Genomic DNA, 19093 nt, shown 5'->3' on the forward strand with positions numbered 1-19093 from the left:
CGTGCTATAACTAAAGATTTTATCTTTGGCAGCGTCTATATGTAAAATCTCTTTATATATATCTGACTTTGAAGCGCCTATATTTATAAGTTCTCTATATGCTCAACAAGAGAGTTCATTCGTGTTAACGGCTCCAATACTCCAACCGATGTTGTCAGAGCTCAATTTCTTAAGCTCAATAACGACAATATCCAGCATATCCTCACTAATCTTAATGACCATGCTGTAGATGTTACAAATGTAAGAGCATATATAATCACTATGCTCTATAATGAAATAACAACCCGCAATATTGCAGATTCAATCGAATTTAACGAGTAATATGAACAGAAAGGAGCATTCATATGTCATACACACCAACCTCACTTTCTCGCCTTATCTGGTGCCGTATCAGATTTTTCCAACGTCTTAATGAGGTAAGCAATGAGAACCTCGCCAAAACCCTCGGCGTAATGCCGAGGACGCTCTATACATACGACAAAACAGCCGGAAATATAACCTTGAATCAGCTTGAGAGCTTTATCGACGAATACTCGCTTTCTATCGAGCAATTAATATCAATTTAGGGAATAGACCAATACATTTTGGCCAATACTCAAAATAAAACGGAGGCAGCCACCATGACAAAAACCAACAAAACCGCCGAGCTTGCCCTAAAGAAAGCTACCCTCGAAGCGTGGGCTCGCATTCTCTATAACGAGGGCATGATCGACCTGAAAAGATGCAATATGATGATCGCCCACATACAGAAGCTTTCATCATGATCCCGACAGGACTGCTGCTTTAAGGCAGCGGTCCTTGATTTTTAGTGCTTCAAGCTTGACAGCAAAGCAGACTCTATGCTATAATAATTATAATCGGTATGGAATCATAATTAGTTTAATAAAAAAGGAGATAATAATGGATATATACAGCGCAGCCAACAAAATGAAAACGGAAGGGAAAAATATTTTTGACCTGGATATTCGTGTTACCTTTTACGCCCGAGTTTCCACCACCCGTGAGGAGCAGGAAAACTCTATCGACAATCAGATAAACTTCTTTACCGAGTATATAAAAAGCAACCGCCACTGGACGTATGTTGAGGGCTATGTTGACAGGATAAGGGGCGAGTCTGCCGAAAACAGAACTAACTTTATGAGAATGATAGCCGACGGCAAGGCAGGTGTTTTTGACCTCGTAATAACAAAGGAAGTCAGCCGTTTTGCAAGAAACACTATCGACAGCCTTACCTATACAAGGGAGCTTTTAAGAGCAGGTGTCGGTGTGTTTTTCCAAAACGATAATATAAACACTATCGACACCGACTCGGAGCTTAGGCTTACCATAATGTCATCTATCGCAGCAGATGAGGTAAGGAAGCTTTCCGAGCGTGTGCGCTGGGGTCATAAGCGTGCTATCGAAAGCGGAAATGTCTTGGGCAACAGCCGCATTTTCGGCTATGATAAAAATGACTGCAAGCTCGTCATCAATGAAGAGGAAGCCAAAATGGTAAGAATGATCTTTGAGCTTTATGCAACGGGCGATTACAGCTCACGAAAGCTTGAAAGGGAGCTTTACGAGCTCGGCTACCGTGGGCGTGAGGGTACAAGGATACATCACAACACGATAAACGGCATAATCCAAAACCCAAAATACAAGGGCTGGTACTGCGGCAATAAGGTCAAGATAATCGACTACCGCACAAGAGAGCAGCGCTTTCTTCCCGAGAGCGAATGGATAACTTACAAGGACGAAAGCGGCGAGGTAGTTCCTGCGATAGTTAGTGAGGAGCTTTGGGATAAGTGCAACGAGATCTTCAAGGAGCGCAGCACTGCAATCAAAAGCCGAACACGCTCGTTCAAGGATAAGAGCGTGTTCACAGGAAAAATATGGTGCAAGGCACACGATGTTCCATATTGGCGGACAAGCTACTCTAACTCCTCCACAAAGGGAAAGCCCGTTTATCAATGGATATGCTCCGAGAAAAGGCGCAACGGATCACATAGCTGCTCGTCATTCTCGATAATGGAAAGCGATCTTTACAAAATGCTCTCCGAGCAATTTAAGAACGTGGCGGGAAATATTGAAGAATATGTCAGCGACTTCCTTAAGGTGTATGACGAAACAGCCTTTGAAAACAATACCGCAGCACAGCTCGGTGAGCTTCAGGCAAGGCTTGAAAAAGAAAGAACTAAGCGTGAAAAGCTGCTTGACCTTTACACCGAGGATATTATAACCCGTGCGGAATTCAAAAAACGAAACGATAATCAAAACGTTCTGATCGAACAGCTTGAAGAGGATATCAGAACACTTAAGCAGTCGGCAGCAGATAAGCAAGACTATGCAATGGAGCTTAAAAAAATAGAACAGTACTTCAAAACGATGTACTGCCCCGAGGGTGATATGACAAAAGAACAGGTCGATGAGCTTGCAAAAACGATCATCGACCATATAGACGTTATACCTGTAAACGATACGACGATGAAGCTTGAAATAAAGCTCAAAACCTCGCATTCTACGGACTTTTCCTATGTTAGACACGGCAGCGGAAGATACGGCTGTCGTTGTGGACACATCATATTGACCATCTGGCCGCCGATAGAGCCTGCCTCACGGGATGTGAGGTCGCCGTTGTAGCCCTGCTTGAGGTTTACGCCTACTTCGTTGGCTGCTTCCATCTTGAATCTGTTAAGAGTATCTCTGCCCTGCTGTGTTGTTAAACCTTTCATTTTTAAGTCTCCTTTGTTTGAAATTGTATCTTAACGGGCTTGCGATTATATTTTGCGCAGCATCTTCCTTTGTATGTGTGGGAATTTTTGGACAGTTTGATGATAAATGCATTTTAGGCAACACCGCACAACCACCGGCGGATACCTTTGCACGCCATCCACTTGCAAATTTTCCGTCATATTACCCAAATTTACCTTGAAATACGTTAGTATTCCTGCGGTAAATTTAGCCAATCTGACGAAAAATTTGACTGCGTGTCTGACGTACAATGGCCCAGCGGTGTTGCCTTTATGATAAAGCATTTTCTTTATACATTCAGCAGATTTGTGATATAAATGTATCTGCGTTCTGCTTTAGTGTTGTGATAACGCCTATAATGTGTAAAAATTGTTGACTTTTCGCTTGTGCTGTGATATAATATCTGTGTATGTGAAATTTTGTATAATTCGAGGAAAGCGGTCGGTAAAATGATAACTGATGTGATAAAACAGCTTGAAAAAACAGCTTTGAAATACCCCGATAAGAGAATGTTCTCTGATGAGAACGGCTCGCTCACATTCTCGCAGGTGAGGGATAAGGCAAAGAGCCTTGCTTCGGCGCTTATACCGCTTACCGAAGGGAGGAGCCCTGTTGCTGTCATGAGCAGCCGCTGCTCGCTCACGCCGGCAGTCTTTTTGGGAATAGCTTATGCCGGGTGCTTCTATGCGCCTATGGATTCTACTCAGCCGCAAAAGCGCCTTGAGGGTATCCTCGGTGTGCTTGACCCGAAGCTGCTTATAGCCGACAGAGAAAACGCCGAGCGTGCAAAGTCGATGGGCTTTAAGGGCGAGGTGCTCATAGCCGAGGAACTTTTTGAGACTGAGGTAAACGAGCAGGCGCTTGCAGACAGGCATAAGACCGCCTGCGTTGATGACCCGCTCTATGTGATATTCACCTCCGGCTCGACAGGCGTTCCCAAAGGCGTTATCACGAGCACACTGTCACTTTGCAGCTATATAAACGCTTACCGTGACGTAATGGGAATAGATGAAACAGACGTGCTCGGCAACCAGTCGCCGCTTGATTATATCGCAGCGATAAGAGATATCTACCTGCCTGTGTTCACAGGTGCATCTACATATATTATCCCCAAGCAGTGCTTTGTGATGCCGGCTGAGCTTTTCAAAACGCTTAACGAGCAGAGGATAACTGCTGTCGGCTGGAGCGTTTCGGTGTTCACTATCGCTGTGAAGGTCGGCGCATTCGAGGGCGGCAGGCCTGAGTATCTAAAGAAGATATGCTTCTCAGGCTCAGTAATGCCCTGCTCTGTGCTCAGAGTATGGCAGGAGAACCTTCACGATGCTAAGTTCGTCAATCAGTATGGTCCTACCGAGTGTACAGCTTCCTGCACCTGCTATGAGGTGACTGAGAAGGTAAACGATGAAGACACGCTACCGATAGGCAAGCCCTACAGCAATTACCGTGTGTTCCTGCTTTCCGAGGACAACACACCCACTCCGCAGGGCGAGATGGGTGAGATATGCGTCAGCGGCCCTGCTGTCGCACTTGGTTACTATAACGCACCCGAGCTCACAGCCGGGACCTTTGTGCAGAACCCTCTCAACAAGGCGTTCTGTGAGCGCATCTTCAAGACGGGCGACTACGGCACTATGCGTGAGGACGGCGTGCTGCTCTTTAACGGCAGAAAGGACAGGCAGATAAAGCACCTCGGCCACCGTGTCGAGCTCAGCGAGATAGAGGCGGCAGCTTTGAAGCTCGATACCGTGTCTGACTGCTGCTCGATGTACTGGAAAGAAAAGGAGCTTATCTACCTTTTCTACACAGGTGATGCGACAGTCAAGGAGCTTGCAGGAAGCTTAAGAGGCGTTCTCCCGGGCTTTATGGTGCCGAGAAAGTTCGTGCAGCTTGAAGCTATGCCGCACCTTGCAAACGGCAAGATTGATATGCAGAGCCTCAAAGAATACTATTAATTCAGTTAACAGTTAACAGTTAACAGTTAAGGTGTCGTATCTTATCGGCAAAGCCGATAAGAAGAAAGTTTTGCTATGCAAAACATTTCCCTTCGGCGGACTTATGGCCATTCGGCCTTTTATCAAATATGCATTGATGTTCGGTGCTTCTTATGTGAAATGAATACAAATCAAAAAGGAATTTTAAGGAGGAAAACAAAATGAAAGAACAGCTTATGGAAATACTCGAGGAGCTTCGCCCTGATGTTGACTTTGAGTCGGAGAAGCAGCTTATAACAGACGGCGTGCTCGACAGCTTTGATATCGTGTCGCTCGTCGGCTCTCTTAATGATGAGTTCGATATCGAGATACAGGTAGGCAACCTTGTGCCTGATAACTTCAACAGCATCGAGGGCATGATGGCGCTTATCGAAAAGCTCCAGGACGAGGATTGATATTAAATGAACAAAAGCATTTTAAAAGAGATAACAACAAAATATCAGACGCCCTGCTATGTCTTTGATACAGATATATTTGAAAAGCGTGCAGGCAGGGTCAGGCAGGCTTTCGGGGAAAAGGTCGGTATATGCTATTCGATAAAGGCCGACCCGTTCATGACCGAGTTTTTGCCTGATGTGTTTGACTATATCGAGGTCTGCTCGCCAGGTGAGCTGTCGGTCTGCGAGAAGGTCGGCGCTGATATGGGCAGGATAATCTTCTCCGGCGTCAATAAGACCAAGGAAGACGTTGCCCGTGCTTTTGCCGACGGCGTGGCTGTTTTCACCGCCGAGAGCAGAAAGCATCTTGACCTCGTAAACCAGGTCTCCGCTGAGAACGGCGCTGTTTCAAAGGTGATACTCCGCCTTGCACACGGCAGCCAGTTCGGTATCGACAGGGGAGAGCTCTGTGAGCTCATAAGCCGCAGAGATGAATATAAAAGTGTACATATTATTGGTCTGCACTATTTTACCGGCACCCAGAAGACCAAGGCTAAGACTATAGAAAAGGAGCTCACTCTTTTAGACGAGCTGCTTTGCGAGCTTAAGGATAAATACGGCTTTGAAGCCTCGCACGTTGAGTACGGCACAGGCCTTGCTGTTGAGTATTATAAAGACCCCGGCGAAGATACTGAGCTGTCGCTCCTTGACGAGGCGGCTGAGTTTGTGCGCTCCTTCGGCGAAAAATACCCCCTCACAGTCGAAATGGGCAGGTTCTTCGCAGCTCCCTGCGGCTTCTATCTCACATCGGTGAATGATATAAAGACCACAGATGATATAAACTACGTTATATGCGACGGCGGTATCAACCAGCTCAACTACTACGGGCAGAATATGGCCATGAAGGTGCCGCCCATTGAGCTTCTTGACGATAAAGAGGGAGAAATAACGGACTATTGCCTCTGCGGCAGCCTCTGCACCACGGCGGATATCCTTGTCAGAAAGGTCAGCCTGCCAAAGCTTACTATAGGCGATACGCTCGTCTTCTCAAAGTGCGGTGCATACTCGGTCTGCGAGGGCATAGCGGTGTTCCTTTCAAGAAAGCTGCCGGCGGTGTGCGTCTACAGCGAAAAGGAAGGCTTAAGACAGCTCAGGCCGCATCTTGATACATATATGTTAAACTGCGGAGGTGTCGGCTCTTGACTTACACCTCTGTCAGCTTTTTATTTTTTACACTCGGCTGTATGCTCGTTTATTACTGCACCCCGAAGCAGCGCCGCTGGTGCGTGCTTCTCGCAGCGAGCATGGGGTTCTATGCGATAGTATGCCTTAAGTATATCGCATTTATCCTTCTCACAGGTGCGACGACATACGGCGGCGGTATAGCCCTCGGGCGCTATATCGACAAGACAGACGGCATACTCAAACAAAACAAAAAGACCTGGGACAAGGCGCAGAAGGACAGCTTCAAGGCAAAAGTCACCCGCAACAAGAAGCTGATATGTGCGTCTGTGCTGGTGCTGAATTTCGGGATACTCTCGTTTCTGAAATACTATAATATGTTTGCGCTGACCTTCGGCGCACCGTCTTTAAAGCTCTTTTTGCCGCTCGGTATCTCGTTTTATACCTTCCAGTCTATGGGGTATATAATAGATATCTACCGCAAAAAGTTTGCCCCTGAGAAAAATCCCTTGAAGCTGCTGCTCTTTGTCAGCTTCTTCCCTCAGATAGTACAGGGACCTATCAGCTTTTATTCAAACCTCTCAGGTCAGCTCTATGAAGGGCATGACTTTGACTTTGATAACCTGAAACAGGGCGTGCTGCTCGTGGCGTGGGGCTTTTTCAAAAAGCTCGTCATCGCTGATACTCTGGTCGGCGGCATAAACCTCGTCGCTAACGACCATAAGAGCTATTCCGGCACCTATGTGCTCACAGTTGCGCTTTTCTATGCATTGCAGCTGTATGCCGACTTCTCGGGCGGCGTTGATATCTCCCGTGGCGTGTCGCAGATGTTCGGCATCGACCTTGCCGAGAACTTCAGGCGCCCCTATAAGTCACGCAGTATCTCTGAATACTGGCGCAGGTGGCATATCACCCTCGGCGCATGGCTCAAGGAATACCTTTTCTACCCGATAGCCATGTCAAAGACCTTTATGAACTTCTCCAAGTGGTTAAAGAAGCACTTCGGCATGAAGATAGCAAAGGTGCTGCCTGTCAGCATAGCATCGCTTATCACCTTTATCATAATCGGTATCTGGCACGGCGCTAACTGGAAATACGCAGCCTTCGGTATCTGGAACGGCGGTATCATAATGTTCTCGACACTTCTTGAAGAACGCTTCGGCAAGTGGAAGCAAGCCCTTAAGATAAAGGATACCAACAGGCTTTTTATAGCATTCCAGGTGATAAGAACGTTCCTGATAGTGCTTGTAGGCTATTATTTTGATATAGCGCCCGACTTCGGCTCGGCACTCGATATGATGGCCAAGAGCATCACAGACTTCCATTTCACAGAGCTTATGCATACAGAGTTTTATAGAACGCTGCTGATATCCTTCAGAGAGCTTTTAATGGTAATGGCAGCAGCAAGCGTGCTCGCAGTTATCTCGCATATGCAGGAAACAAGCACAAAGACTGTCAGGGAGCGTATTTGCGCAAAGGGCTTTATTTTCGAGTCGGCAGTTTTTGTCGTGCTCGTGTTCTCGGTCGTTGTGTTCGGCCACTACGGCCCCGGAACGAACCCTGCCGACTTCTACTATATGCAGTTTTAGGGGGTGAGAGGATATGACAAAAAAACGTGTTAAAAAGCTGCTCATACTGGCTTATGTTATGCTCGTCGTGTATCTGTTTCTCTCATGGTTCCTGATCAGGACGACGACCTCGTGTGAGTCGCATATCAAGAAATTCTTCAAAGAGCCAAAAAACTCTATGGACGTAGCATTCATAGGTTCGAGCGAGATGTATGCAGATTACTGCGCACCGCTTGCCTATGACAAATACGGCTATACCGGCTATAACTTATGCTATGAGGGCGCACCCGGCCAGCTTTATCCTGCGATGATAGAGACATATCTCAGCCGTCAGGAGCCTCAGCTGTTCGTTATCGAGATAAACGGCTATCTCTACGGCGACGATGACTGCCTGCATGATGCGAATTACCGCAGGCTGATAGATAATATCCCCATGTCGTCTCTTAAGATAGACCTTATCGAGAAATATGCCCCCGAGGACGACAAGCTCAGCTTCTATGTGCCGCTTATCAAGCACCATGAGAACTGGAAAAGTCTGTCTTACCAGACCTACCGTGCCGGCAGGCTTATAATGTCTGACCTCAGCGGCCCGGCAAGGCTCAAAGCATTCAGCACAAGAACGACTACAGACTCAAAGGTGTCAACGATCAGAAAGCGTAAGCCTGCAAAGCTCAGCAACGTCGGCAGGCAGGCGCTCTACGATACAATAGAGCTCTTGCAGGAGAAGGGTGTAAAGAATGTGCTTTTTCTGCGTGCGCCGCATAAAAATCCACTGTCTGAGGAAGCCTCGGCCGAGGTCGCAAAGGCTGCTGCCGATGCTGGGTTCGACTACCTCGACTGCTCGGATATTTCTGACACAGAGATAGGCATCGACCCAAAGACAGATTACTATAACAGAGAGCACTTAAACTCTATCGGCTGTGAGAAGTTTACCGATTTTCTGGGCGGCTATATCACCTCGCACTACGATATATCGACCGACCATTCCGATGATGTCGATGAAGAGTGGAAGGAGTCGGCAGATTTTGCCAAGGAGCTGTTTGTTGACCTCAAAGAGCGTACCCTTCGGGAGGAGGACGAGTTCTACTTCGAGGGCGACTTTGAATACCGTGACAAGATAGACTGATAGTTAAGGCAACACCGCACAAAGACCGCCTGAAGGCTTCGTGCGGTGTTGCCTTAAAACCAATATGTCTTTTAGCCTCCTCGATCCCGGGGAGGTTTTTTATGTATTTTATGTTAATATGTATTGACTCTCTTGGCGAAATGTGCTATAATATACTAAAATAAAGCAATTATTTTATAAAGGAAGTATAGATATGCTGGTAAAAAATCTTAAAATGGGTATAGTTATCTGTATATGTATAGGCCTTGTGTCGCTTTTGTGCATGACAGGCTTTTATCTTGTGCTCAGAAACAGCGTGTCAAATGCTGTTGAAAAGCAGGCAGAGGATAATATGCTCACCGTTATCGACGGGCAGACAGAGCTTATCGACCTTTTTGTTAAGGACTCCGAGACGATGATGCGTGAGTATGCATCGGCCGATGAGATAAAGGCTCTTATAAAATCCCCCGATGATGAAAAGGCAGTAAAGCGTGCCCAGATATACACCGAGAAGTATTATTCCCAGCTGAATAAATGGGAGGGTGTTTATCTTTCCGACTGGAATACAAAGGTGCTCGCACATTCTAACCCCTCGGCAGTAGGCATGGTAACAAGAAAGGGCGATGAGCTCGACCCCTACCGCCAGACAATGACAAACAGCACTGACGGCTTCTATAACGGCGGTGCGTTCGTATCCCCGGCTTCAAAGATGCTGATTCTCAACCTCCGTATGGCAGTCTATGACGACGACGGCAGGACACCGATAGGCCTTGTAGGCGGCGGTCCGTTCCTTTCGAGCCTTAATGACCTGCTTGCCCAGCAGAGGACCACCAGCTTTGACAGCGAGCAGTATGCTATACTTGACACCAATGCAAAGATATATACATATCACTCCGACAACGACATGATAACCAAGGAGATAGAGGATTCACGCCTTCTTGAGATACTTGACAAGGTCGGCGATGATGATATGGCCGGCATCTATACCGACGGTGATTTCACCTACGCCTATAGCTATATGCCCGACCAGCACCTTGTCGTAACTATGCGCTGCGATACCGATGAGCTGCTTGCTGACAGCTATAAGATACAGCACAGCTTCATCGTTTTCATTATCATAGCAGAGCTTATCATAATCATAGCCACAGTCGTTGTATCAACTATCATCACAAGGCCGCTCAATAAGGTCACATCGGCTGTTGATAAGCTGTCTAACCTTTCACTGGTCGGAAGCGACAGTATTGAAAAGTATAACGGCAAAAACAGCGAGGTCGGCAGGATAGCAACGTCTGTCAGCTCGCTTACCGGCACATGGCAGGAGATAATGTCCACCCTTTCAGGCTGTTCTGAACAGCTCGGCGACGGCTCTGAAAAGATGATAGTCGCAGTTAATGCTCTTTCAGGCTATGCAACAAATAACACCAAGACCACCCAGCAGCTTGCAAATGAAGCACGCTCGGCATCGCAGGCGCTTCACTCTGTGAGCATGGAGATAGACGGCATTTCCGAGATAATGGATCAGAGCAAGATATCAAACAACGAGCGTGTTGAGGACGCAAAGGAGATGCTAAGAAGCGCTGATGAGATGTTTGATTCTGTTTCTCAGAAGACCGCCGAAACGGAAGAAAACATCAAGACATCTGTCGGCTACCTCGATGCACTGTCTGATATCAACGAGAATGTTGAGCTCATAGGTCAGATAGCCAAATCAACGAACCTGCTCGCTATCAACGCATCTATCGAGGCATCAAGGGCAGGCGACGCAGGCAAGGGCTTTGCAGTCATCGCATCAGAGGTAAAGACACTCTCTGACAACACAGCGAGTGCTGCTGCGAGCATAGCAAGAGTATGCGACGAGATGAACGCAAATGTTTCAAACATCAAGCATTGCCTTGATGATATCATACTCTTTATCAAGAATGATATCACGGGTATATTCAAGGATATGCACACGATATCCGACAAGCTGTCTGATTCGATAAACGCCGCCAATGACGACATCGACTCCATGACGACTATCCTTGGCAGGATAAGGGGAGAGACAGGCAGGCTCGATTCGATAGTCGGCAAGAACGAGGAAGGTGTGCTCGACATAAACGGCAAGGCACACACCACCTACGAGCTTGTTTTGGAGCTGAACGAATACATCGAAAAGAACCGCCAGACCGCCGAGGACATAAACGAGATAATCTCACGGTTTGAAAAGTGATGAAAACAAAAAAGGCACGGCTGTAAGAAGTGCGCCGATAAAGAAGTATTTAAGATTTTAAGATGAGGTTGCGTAACTGCCTTGGTTACGCAACCTTTCTCTTTTTGTCGTACTTCATACTGTCAGCGACCGCAGTCGATACTGCGACATCGAAGCGATAATAAATGTCGATCTGCTGTGTATGGTGACCACTGCTCTTGTCAGGAGTGTGAACGACGATTTTTTCGATAAGCTCATGCATGATTTCAGGTGTCAGCTCCGTGATATGCTCATACTTCTGTACTGCCCTGATGAAAGCAGTCACATCGGAGGACTTCTGCTCTGCCGTTTCGATGAAGTCAGTAAGCTCTGCTACGGTTGCCCTGAGCTTTTTCTGCTCGTTTTCATATCCTGCCGACATTATGGCAAATCGCTCATCGGAAATTTTCCCTGATATATTGTCCTCATAAAGCCTTGTGAACAGCTTGTCAAGCTCAATGATACGCGCTTCAGCCTGTTTCAGGGCTTTCTTTGCTTTTGTAAGTTCCGAGGACTGCTTCTGAACGGAATTGTCCATAGCCGCCTGCACAAACTCGTCCTCATGTTCCTTAACCCTGACAAGTAGTTTGTTCAGCTCGTTCAACACGATTTCATTCAGCACAACAGTTCTGATGAAGTGGGCAGAACAAGCGTCCTTGTCTGAGGAATATGTGGAACACTTCAAATGTTCCTGATCGACGGTCAGACTTGTTGCTCGGCACAGATACATCTTCTTTCCGCAGTCCGCACAGTAGACCATACCCGAAAATGGATTGACTTCCTCATGTTTGGTTGGGCGGCGCTTGTTCTTACGAAGCTCCTGCACCAGATCAAACTCCTGCTGGGAGATAATTGCTTCATGGGTATTCTCGAAGATCAGCCAATCCTCTTTTGGGTTATCCACACGCTTCTTGTTTTTGTAGGACTTCACATGAGTACGGAAATTCACTGTATGACCTGCGTATTCGGGCTTTTCAAGAATACCTGAGATTGTTTCCATTCCCCAGCGATTGAGGTTAGCATTCTTGTGACCGTTGTCTCTGCCTTGCGAAAGTGCATAGGCTGTCGGTGTTGGGATACCTTCTTCCGTCAAAATGCGTGCAATCTGCGCTGGACCATATCCTTCAATGCAAAGGCGGAAAATCTTGCGAACGACTTCGGCTGCTTCATCGTCAATCACCCACAGGTTCTTATCCGTTTCCGAGTGCTTGTAGCCATAGATCGGATTGGAAAGATGCTTACCCGATTGTCCCTTAGCCTTGAAAACGGCTCTGATCTTCTTCGACGTATCCCTGGCGTACCAGTCATTAAAAATGTTCTTGAAAGCCATCAGCTCATTCTCGGATTTGAATGTATCCACGCCGTCATTGATCGCAATGTAGCGGACATCGTAATCGGGAAATATGATCTCGATGTACTCGCAAGTTTTCAGATAGTCACGACCTAAACGGCTTAAATCCTTAGTGATAACAGTTCCGACTTTTCCTGCTTCTACGTCAGCCATCATAGCCTTGAAGCCTTCACGATCAAACGTCGTACCCGAAACTCCGTCATCGACATAATAAACCGTATTGCCAAAGCCGTTATCATCGGCGTACTTCTTGAGGATAGCCTTCTGGTTGGTGATACTGTTGCTCTCGCCCTGTAACATATCGTCCTGGCTCAGACGACAATACAATGCTGTGATCTTGTCTGTCATAATTTACCTCTCTTTCCGACAGATACAGCAAGCTATGTTATCATTATAGCGCGCACCGAAAATAAATACAATGCGCCGATATTCCAAAGTTACACAGCCTGCTTCTCGGGTTCTTGTCCGGATTCACCGAGGAGTTTTTCGCTCTCCCTGATGATCAGCCTTTTCAGAGTATCCGAAAGGGTTTCCTTTGAAGCAGGGTTGAACACGGTTGTCACCGTGTAAAGGGTATGTCCAATTTTGTATTCGGACGTTGTATTAAAAGTTGTCTCTGCCTTTTCTTTCTCTACGGCAGTATCATTTTTATTCATAGCGAATTTTACTCCTTTAGCTTCTCTTTCTCTATGCTTTAGAGTCGAGGGCTTCGCTTTCTATCTCTCACCCTCATAATAGCCGTAAGATCGGCTCAGTGTTTTGAGCCGACTGAGTATTTTACGGCTACACTTTTTGTTACCGGATAGTTTTAATCCTCATAGGGATTCGCTTTGTCCGTAAAGATCATCTGCTGACCGAAGTCAGTGGCAAGATCGGCGGAATTGCTTTTCTCATTCTCAGAGTTTCCGCCTCCGACCAGTTTCAACAGCTCGTCATCGGACAGACCGCTTGCACGGAGTTTCTGCAACAGCGAATGCTCCGAGGTGATGATCTCATCAAGCTCACGGGGCTTGCAGTTGTACTCCTCCGCCATCGCCAGACGAGAAACTTCTTTCAGCTTGTCCTCCAGAGTTTTCTTCTTAGCCGTATCGCTGGCGATACGCTTTTCCAACCCTTTGATCTTCAGGGTGAGCTGATCTCTCTTTTCTGTATAGATGCCCATAGAAAAATCACAACCTTTCATTTTTTGTTCTCAGCAGGCAGAGCCGAGTGACCGAAGCTCAACTGCCATGATCCAATTATAGCGCGCTCTACATTTGAAATACAAGCCGCATTGCGCACAAACTTTTGTTCATACTTTGTTAACAAATGTCCGGGGAATTTTTAGATTCAAAAAACTGAAATCACGCTATTACACCATTTACGCTATCCGGGCATTTTGACGAAGCGATTTTGAGCGAACATAAAAAATCTGAAATTTATTATTGACGTGATCGGGAAAGTGCGCTATATTGATTATGGGGAGCGACGATATAGAGAAAGTCGCACAGCTCCAATTCTCGGAATCGAGAAAAAAGACCGAGCTGAAATGCTCGGAAATGACATTCGCTCCACAGGGGCGAAACTCTACCAGCAAGCACGGTGAAGTGTGGGCGCAAAATGCGACTACACACACTTCACAAGGCTTGGCAGAGGGCGCTGCCCCTACGACCCCGAATTGAGAAAAATAAAAATGGAGAATAAAAGAAATGAAAGACGAAAAGAAGCGTACACTGTACCTGAAAGTCCGTGTCAGCCCCGAAGAAATGGCGGCTATCAAGAAGAAGTTTGCTAACAGCTGTATGAGCAGTCTCAGTGGATTTGTAAGAGCCATGATCTTCGAGGGTTACATCGTCCATATCGACGAAAACGAGCTAAAACGGCTCACTGTACTTGCGAATAATATCGCAAACAATATCAACCAAATTGCCCACCGAGCAAATGTCACAAACAAAGTTTACAAGGAAGATATTGAGGAGATCAAGGAGCTTGGCGATAAGCTCTGGCGTCCGTTGATGTTTCTGCAAACAAAGGTGGCTCAGCTAAAGCATTGAGCAGAAATTGAAAATCGCCGTCAGGATAATTCCCGACGGCGATTAAATACGATATGTGCGCTATGTACCGGACTGGCTTTTGAAATTGCTGCGCACTTCACAAGAATGGTTACAATTATTCCGCAGAGCTGGCCCCCGAAAGAATTATGGTATATACTGTATCTACAATATTGATTTGGAGATCAGCACGACAGTCACAGTTATCACACCTTTGTCAGCCTTTGCAGAGATCTCCCCGCCGTGCAGTTCAATGATCTTCTTTGCTATCGCAAGCCCAAGACCTGCGCTGTCGGTGTCTGTCCTTGACTGATCGTCACGGTAGAAGCGGTCAAACATATCCTCGGTGCTGACCTCTGCCCCTTTGCGGATCGTGTTGGACAGCGAAATGCTGATACTGCCCGTGCCGACCTTGCTTTCAAGCCTTACATCGGTGTGAGGCTCGGCATATTTTATCACGTTCGCAAAGAGGTTTTCCATGACCCTTGCCAGCCTGTCAAAGTCCACTTTTGTGATGAACGGCTCATCATCAATGCGAGTTTCAAGATTCAGACTGTTCTGATGCAACAGTGCTTTCATTTCATAGCCGAATTGCTTGATGAAAGCCGTCACATCGCCCTGCTCTGTATTCAGGCGGAAGTCGGGCGAATCCATTTTCGTCAGCTCAAACAGCTCATTTATCAGTCCATTCAGACCTTTTAGCCGCCTGTCAGTGACCTCAATATACTCGGAAAACTTCTCGTCGTTGCGGTCGCTGTAACCTTTCAAAAGCTGAACATAGCCCATGATAGATGTCAGCGGACTTCGCAGATCGTGGGATACATTTGAGATCAGTTCGTTCTTCTGCTGTTCGGCTTTCTGCTGGCGGAGCTTGTTTTCTTGTAAATCTGCGTTCATCTGGTTGATGCTTCGGCTGAGGACTGTCAGCTCGTCATTGCCTTTTTCTTCCACATGAATATCCGCACCGTTTTCAGCTATCCTGCTGACATCATCGGAAATTTTCCCGATATACTCCGACTTGTGCTTTGTTATCAGCCCGAATATCACAACAAAAATAATTATGCTCACAAGCAATATACCGTATAAAACGATAAGCCCGAACACGCTGTTCTGCTCATCTGAAGAATACTTTGCCAGCTTTGTGATAAGCCCCTCGCCCACACCTAAGACAATTCTTGTCAGCACGATAAGCGAGTCGAATGCCAGCACAGCAGACAGCAGATAAAAGTTTTTCAGCGTCTGAAAACGCTTTCTTGACACGATAAACTGTATCAGTGCAAACACCCCTATTGCTGCCAAAACGAAGGGTATCATCATCAGGCGGCTGTTATAAATGCTCATGCAGGCAGAACCCAGCGACAGGAACGGCGTTGCCGCCAGCAGTCCCGTCAGGATACCGCCGATCAGGAAAACAGGCTATTTCTTCATATTTTGTAACCCCGTCCCCAAACCGTCTTGATGATGTTTCTGCCCGACTTGTCGAAGTCCAGCTTTTTGCGTAGGTTTGCAATGTGCATCATCACGGTATTCTCTGCACCGATGAATTCCTCGTGCCACACCTTTTCATATATCTGACCCATTGACAGCACATTGTTTCGGTTGCGGAGGAGAAGTTCAAGTATTTCATACTCCTTGAACGTGAGCTGTATCTCCGTGCCGCTGACCCATACCCTGTGTGTTTCGGTGTTCAGCGTAATGTCATCATATTGCAGAGTGTCGGGCTTGTCGGCAGGGGCGTTGTATTGCTTGAACCGCCGGATCTGTGCTTTCACTCTCGTCATCAGCAGAACGGGGTCAAAGGGCTTTGTGACATAATCATCGCCGCCCGACATCAGCCCGTTTACAATATCCATATCCTCGGCTTTTGCGGAAATGAAAATGATCGGTGCGTTGGTTTTCTCCCTTATTTTCATGCAGGCGGAAATGCCGTCCATCTGCGGCATCATCACATCAAGAAGTATCAGCACGACCTTAGACTTATCAAGCACATCGAGTGCCTTCAAAGCGTTGTCGCATTTGATATAGCTGTATCCCTCGTTTTCAAGGTAGATTCCCAGCAGATTTCGTATATCGCTGTCATCGTCAACTATCAGTATGTATTCATCAGACATTTTTCTTCCTCAAATATATAAAATTTTCTTTAGGTTTTGAGCCTTACTTCTTATAATTATAACATATACGGCGGTTTTCGTCAATTCATCGGGCTTTTTGTAGGCTTGACAACGAATGAAATAATCTGATATACTTTTAATAGTACAGCACGAAAGGAGAACACCATGGCAAAGAAAACTGATACAGAACAAAACCGCAAGATAAAAGCGGTCGTTGATATGATGTTTGACGACATTCCCTATTCCGAGGAGGTCACGCAGGCACAGGAAAAGATTGAATCTGCTCTCAATTCGGAGTTTGACAGGATAAAGGCTGACCGCCACGAGGACGAGGCTTTGGAGGAGCTGCTCGGCAGATACGGCAAGCTCTCGCAGATGGCAGAGCTTGCAGGCTACCCTGCGGACAGTGCGGAAAAATGGCGCGGCGAAACGCAGGCTGTTGATATTCGTCCGCTGAAAAAGGAGATATGGAAACAGCGTCTGAGGATATATTTCACTTCGGCATTTGCGGTGTTTGCGCTGCTGCAAGTGTTCTGGCTGATCTACAACATCACAGCTAAACCCATTGCCGTCATTGGAAATGTGTTTGTTATATCAGTAGATCTATTTATCGCATCATTTCCGTTCCGCAAATATCTGAAAACCGAGAAAGCCGCCGTGGGGAGCAAATACGACACCGATTCCTACAAATATCTCCGTACCCGAAGTGACAAGTACGCAAAGCGTCTTCTCAACGGAATTGCGCTGCTGTTTGCAGTGGTGTTCGTGTTTGTGGCATCAGAACTGAGCTTTTACTTCTTCGGCAACTCCAAATCGGCAGAGTTTGCGGAAAACTTCTTCAATAACAGCATCGTTATCGAAATTCCCGTATTTCTGCTGATAAAAAATATCCTCAGCCTTAAAATGATAAGGCGGAGGATAAACATTCCCGATAAGGGCAAGTACAAAAAGCACATCATTGGCATAACGATATTTTCGGCGGTCTACTGGCTTGCCGTGACAGCATTTACGGTCATAAAGAGCAAGGATATCGCATACCCCGGAAATGTGTTTATGATCGCAGGGATATTCTTCGGACTGCTCGTTATAGTCTATGATTTCACATTAAGACGCAAGGTCACATTCAGAAATATCGTCATCAACAAGCCGAGAATAGCGGTATATACGGCAATTGCAATTGCGGCATCGGGCTTTATGATCTTACAGCAGGACACATGGTACACCCAAAACTACATCAATTCCGTTCCCGTTGTCGAGCATAACACTCACAAGATAGAGTACAATGACGAAACGGGTGTTTACACTATAACCAAAACCACCGATGATTTCAAGATACTCCACCTTACCGACATTCACATCGGCGGAAGTCTGTACTCCTACCGCAAGGACATAAAGGCGCTGAAGGCTTGCTATGCAGAGATAGAGCATACCCACCCCGACCTTGTTGTGGTCACGGGTGATCTGAGCTTCCCGATGGGGATAATGTCCATGTCGCTGAACAACACCGCACCTGTGGGGCAGTTTGCGGCATTTATGCGAAATACCGGCATTCCGTGGGCTTTCACCTACGGCAACCACGACACGGAATCTCTGGCATCTGCAAACAAGCAGGAGCTGAATGAGGTATACAAGTCGCTGTCTTTCAAGACCTCGGGCAATCTGCTTTACCCATATACCCAGCCCGATGTCATGGGCAGAAACAATCAGCTGATCGAGATAAGAAATGCTGACGGCTCGCTGAACACGGGGCTTTTCATGATAGACTCAAACGCCTACACGGGCGAGGGCATCAACGTCTATGACTATATCCATGACGATCAGGTGGACTGGTACGCCGATGAAGTCAGGAGAATGAATGCTGAGGCAGGTCACACGGTAAACTCAATGGTGTTTTTCCATTTCCCATTGCAGGAGTACAGGACTGCGACGGAGCTTTACAACGAGGGCAGCGACGAGGTCAAATATTTCTACGGTGAGAACCCCGGCGATCACGGCGGTATCACCAATTACCTTGTGTGCTGTTCGGACTATCCGAGCAAGATGTTCGATACCGCCCTTGAACTTGGCAGCACGACGGGATTCTTCTGTGGTCACGACCACTACAACAATGCGTCTATCGAATATAAAGGTATCCGCCTGACCTACGGCATGAGCATTGACTACCTTGCAATGCCGGGCATTGAAAAAGAGACAAAACAGCGCGGTGCTGAACTGATTACCATTCACGCCGACAGCACATGGGAGTCAGAGCAGATCCCGCTTGAGTCTATAACATAGCAAAAAGCAGATGCTTTCACGGTAGAAAGCATCTGCTTTTTTATAGCTTGCTGTAAAGGTCTTGTATATAGTAGTTTGGAAAACTTCTATGTGAGCGCACTTTTTATTGGCCGTGTCTTTTTTATGCAGTAAAAGTAGCAATAA

16 protein-coding genes and 1 pseudogene are annotated in these 19093 nt (G+C 46.7%); 11 read left to right on the forward strand and 6 right to left on the reverse strand.

Features of this window, described 5'->3' with window-relative positions; translation table 11 throughout:
• The first annotated feature begins 344 nt into the window (after positions 1–344).
• From CD05_RS0104735 to CD05_RS21055, 3 genes and pseudogenes are all read left to right on the forward strand, one after another.
• Entirely contained in the window at positions 345–566 is a 222-nt protein-coding gene (locus CD05_RS0104735; RefSeq protein WP_028509521.1) for a hypothetical protein, read from the forward strand.
• Positions 567–620: 54 nt separating this feature from the next.
• Positions 621–764, forward strand: a complete 144-nt coding sequence (locus CD05_RS20535) for a hypothetical protein (RefSeq protein WP_156947314.1) — start codon at positions 621–623, stop codon at positions 762–764.
• A gap of 163 nt (positions 765–927) precedes the next feature.
• Positions 928–2034, forward strand: a pseudogene (locus CD05_RS21055) (recombinase family protein); the annotation flags it as partial.
• A gap of 476 nt (positions 2035–2510) precedes the next feature.
• Here CD05_RS21055 and CD05_RS21060 read toward each other — a convergent pair.
• Positions 2511–2711: an alpha/beta-type small acid-soluble spore protein gene (locus CD05_RS21060; protein WP_084262104.1), complete on the reverse strand. Its 201-nt coding sequence runs from the start codon at positions 2709–2711 to the stop codon at positions 2511–2513.
• 468 nt (positions 2712–3179) lie between these two features.
• On the opposite strand from CD05_RS21060, the gene CD05_RS0104750 reads away from it, so the two are divergent.
• The 6 genes from CD05_RS0104750 to CD05_RS0104775 all read left to right on the forward strand — a co-directional run bounded on the left by CD05_RS0104750 (position 3180) and on the right by CD05_RS0104775 (position 11162).
• The gene (locus tag CD05_RS0104750) at positions 3180–4682 is read left to right on the forward strand and encodes an amino acid adenylation domain-containing protein (RefSeq protein WP_028509522.1); all 1503 of its coding nucleotides are present in this window, start codon (positions 3180–3182) and stop codon (positions 4680–4682) included.
• 200 nt (positions 4683–4882) lie between these two features.
• Entirely contained in the window at positions 4883–5116 is a 234-nt protein-coding gene (locus CD05_RS0104755; protein ID WP_028509523.1) for a phosphopantetheine-binding protein, read from the forward strand.
• Between the two features lie 6 nt (positions 5117–5122).
• Positions 5123–6301, forward strand: a complete 1179-nt coding sequence (locus tag CD05_RS0104760; protein WP_028509524.1) for a diaminopimelate decarboxylase — start codon at positions 5123–5125, stop codon at positions 6299–6301.
• A complete protein-coding gene (locus CD05_RS0104765) occupies positions 6298–7869 on the forward strand; it encodes an MBOAT family O-acyltransferase (protein ID WP_028509525.1) in 1572 nt (523 codons plus the stop codon). Before CD05_RS0104760 ends, CD05_RS0104765 begins: the two co-directional genes overlap by 4 nt.
• A 13-nt stretch (positions 7870–7882) precedes the next feature.
• A complete protein-coding gene (locus CD05_RS17535) occupies positions 7883–8974 on the forward strand; it encodes a hypothetical protein (RefSeq protein ID WP_051588833.1) in 1092 nt (363 codons plus the stop codon).
• Between the two features lie 193 nt (positions 8975–9167).
• The gene (locus CD05_RS0104775; RefSeq protein ID WP_028509526.1) at positions 9168–11162 is read left to right on the forward strand and encodes a methyl-accepting chemotaxis protein; all 1995 of its coding nucleotides are present in this window, start codon (positions 9168–9170) and stop codon (positions 11160–11162) included.
• An 85-nt stretch (positions 11163–11247) separates the two neighbouring features.
• Here the strand turns inward: CD05_RS0104775 and CD05_RS0104780 are convergent, their stop codons facing one another.
• From CD05_RS0104780 to CD05_RS0104790, 3 genes are all read right to left on the reverse strand, one after another.
• Positions 11248–12879: a recombinase family protein gene (locus tag CD05_RS0104780; RefSeq protein ID WP_028509527.1), complete on the reverse strand. Its 1632-nt coding sequence runs from the start codon at positions 12877–12879 to the stop codon at positions 11248–11250.
• A gap of 89 nt (positions 12880–12968) precedes the next feature.
• Positions 12969–13187, reverse strand: coding sequence for a transposon-encoded TnpW family protein (locus CD05_RS0104785; protein WP_028509528.1), 219 nt, complete (start codon positions 13185–13187; stop codon positions 12969–12971).
• A 152-nt stretch (positions 13188–13339) separates the two neighbouring features.
• Positions 13340–13714 (reverse strand): hypothetical protein, encoded by a 375-nt coding sequence (locus CD05_RS0104790; RefSeq protein WP_028509529.1) that lies wholly within the window; start codon positions 13712–13714, stop codon positions 13340–13342.
• Between the two features lie 505 nt (positions 13715–14219).
• On the opposite strand from CD05_RS0104790, the gene mobC reads away from it, so the two are divergent.
• On the forward strand, positions 14220–14564 hold the full coding sequence (gene mobC / locus CD05_RS0104800) for a plasmid mobilization relaxosome protein MobC (RefSeq protein WP_028509531.1): 345 nt from the start codon (positions 14220–14222) through the stop codon (positions 14562–14564).
• A 162-nt stretch (positions 14565–14726) separates the two neighbouring features.
• Here the strand turns inward: mobC and CD05_RS0104805 are convergent, their stop codons facing one another.
• Positions 14727–15902, reverse strand: coding sequence for a HAMP domain-containing sensor histidine kinase (locus CD05_RS0104805; RefSeq protein ID WP_028509532.1), 1176 nt, complete (start codon positions 15900–15902; stop codon positions 14727–14729).
• An 83-nt stretch (positions 15903–15985) separates the two neighbouring features.
• Entirely contained in the window at positions 15986–16672 is a 687-nt protein-coding gene (locus CD05_RS0104810; RefSeq protein WP_028509533.1) for a response regulator transcription factor, read from the reverse strand.
• A gap of 165 nt (positions 16673–16837) precedes the next feature.
• Between CD05_RS0104810 and CD05_RS0104815 the strand changes: the two genes are divergently transcribed.
• The gene (locus tag CD05_RS0104815; RefSeq protein WP_028509534.1) at positions 16838–18949 is read left to right on the forward strand and encodes a metallophosphoesterase; all 2112 of its coding nucleotides are present in this window, start codon (positions 16838–16840) and stop codon (positions 18947–18949) included.
• The last annotated feature ends 144 nt before the right edge of the window (positions 18950–19093 follow it).

It is taken from the genome of Ruminococcus sp. NK3A76 (genome assembly GCF_000686125.1).
GTDB lineage: Bacteria > Bacillota > Clostridia > Oscillospirales > Ruminococcaceae > NK3A76.

What these genes read in the sequence shown, in the direction of transcription:
- CD05_RS0104750 (WP_028509522.1), top strand. Translation starts at nt 3,180, where the DNA reads ATGATAACTGATGTGATAAAACAGCTTGAAAAAACAGCTTTGAAATAC.
- CD05_RS0104755 (WP_028509523.1), top strand. Translation starts at nt 4,883, where the DNA reads ATGAAAGAACAGCTTATGGAAATACTCGAGGAGCTTCGCCCTGATGTT.
- CD05_RS20535 (WP_156947314.1), top strand. Translation starts at nt 621, where the DNA reads ATGACAAAAACCAACAAAACCGCCGAGCTTGCCCTAAAGAAAGCTACC.
- CD05_RS21060 (WP_084262104.1), bottom strand. Translation starts at nt 2,711, where the DNA reads ATGAAAGGTTTAACAACACAGCAGGGCAGAGATACTCTTAACAGATTC.
- CD05_RS0104790 (WP_028509529.1), bottom strand. Translation starts at nt 13,714, where the DNA reads ATGAAAGGTTGTGATTTTTCTATGGGCATCTATACAGAAAAGAGAGAT.
- CD05_RS0104735 (WP_028509521.1), top strand. Translation starts at nt 345, where the DNA reads ATGTCATACACACCAACCTCACTTTCTCGCCTTATCTGGTGCCGTATC.
- CD05_RS0104810 (WP_028509533.1), bottom strand. Translation starts at nt 16,672, where the DNA reads ATGTCTGATGAATACATACTGATAGTTGACGATGACAGCGATATACGA.
- CD05_RS0104775 (WP_028509526.1), top strand. Translation starts at nt 9,168, where the DNA reads ATGCTGGTAAAAAATCTTAAAATGGGTATAGTTATCTGTATATGTATA.
- CD05_RS0104760 (WP_028509524.1), top strand. Translation starts at nt 5,123, where the DNA reads ATGAACAAAAGCATTTTAAAAGAGATAACAACAAAATATCAGACGCCC.
- CD05_RS0104815 (WP_028509534.1), top strand. Translation starts at nt 16,838, where the DNA reads ATGGCAAAGAAAACTGATACAGAACAAAACCGCAAGATAAAAGCGGTC.
- CD05_RS0104780 (WP_028509527.1), bottom strand. Translation starts at nt 12,879, where the DNA reads ATGACAGACAAGATCACAGCATTGTATTGTCGTCTGAGCCAGGACGAT.
- CD05_RS0104785 (WP_028509528.1), bottom strand. Translation starts at nt 13,187, where the DNA reads ATGAATAAAAATGATACTGCCGTAGAGAAAGAAAAGGCAGAGACAACT.
- mobC (WP_028509531.1), top strand. Translation starts at nt 14,220, where the DNA reads ATGAAAGACGAAAAGAAGCGTACACTGTACCTGAAAGTCCGTGTCAGC.
- CD05_RS0104805 (WP_028509532.1), bottom strand. Translation starts at nt 15,902, where the DNA reads ATGAGCATTTATAACAGCCGCCTGATGATGATACCCTTCGTTTTGGCA.
- CD05_RS17535 (WP_051588833.1), top strand. Translation starts at nt 7,883, where the DNA reads ATGACAAAAAAACGTGTTAAAAAGCTGCTCATACTGGCTTATGTTATG.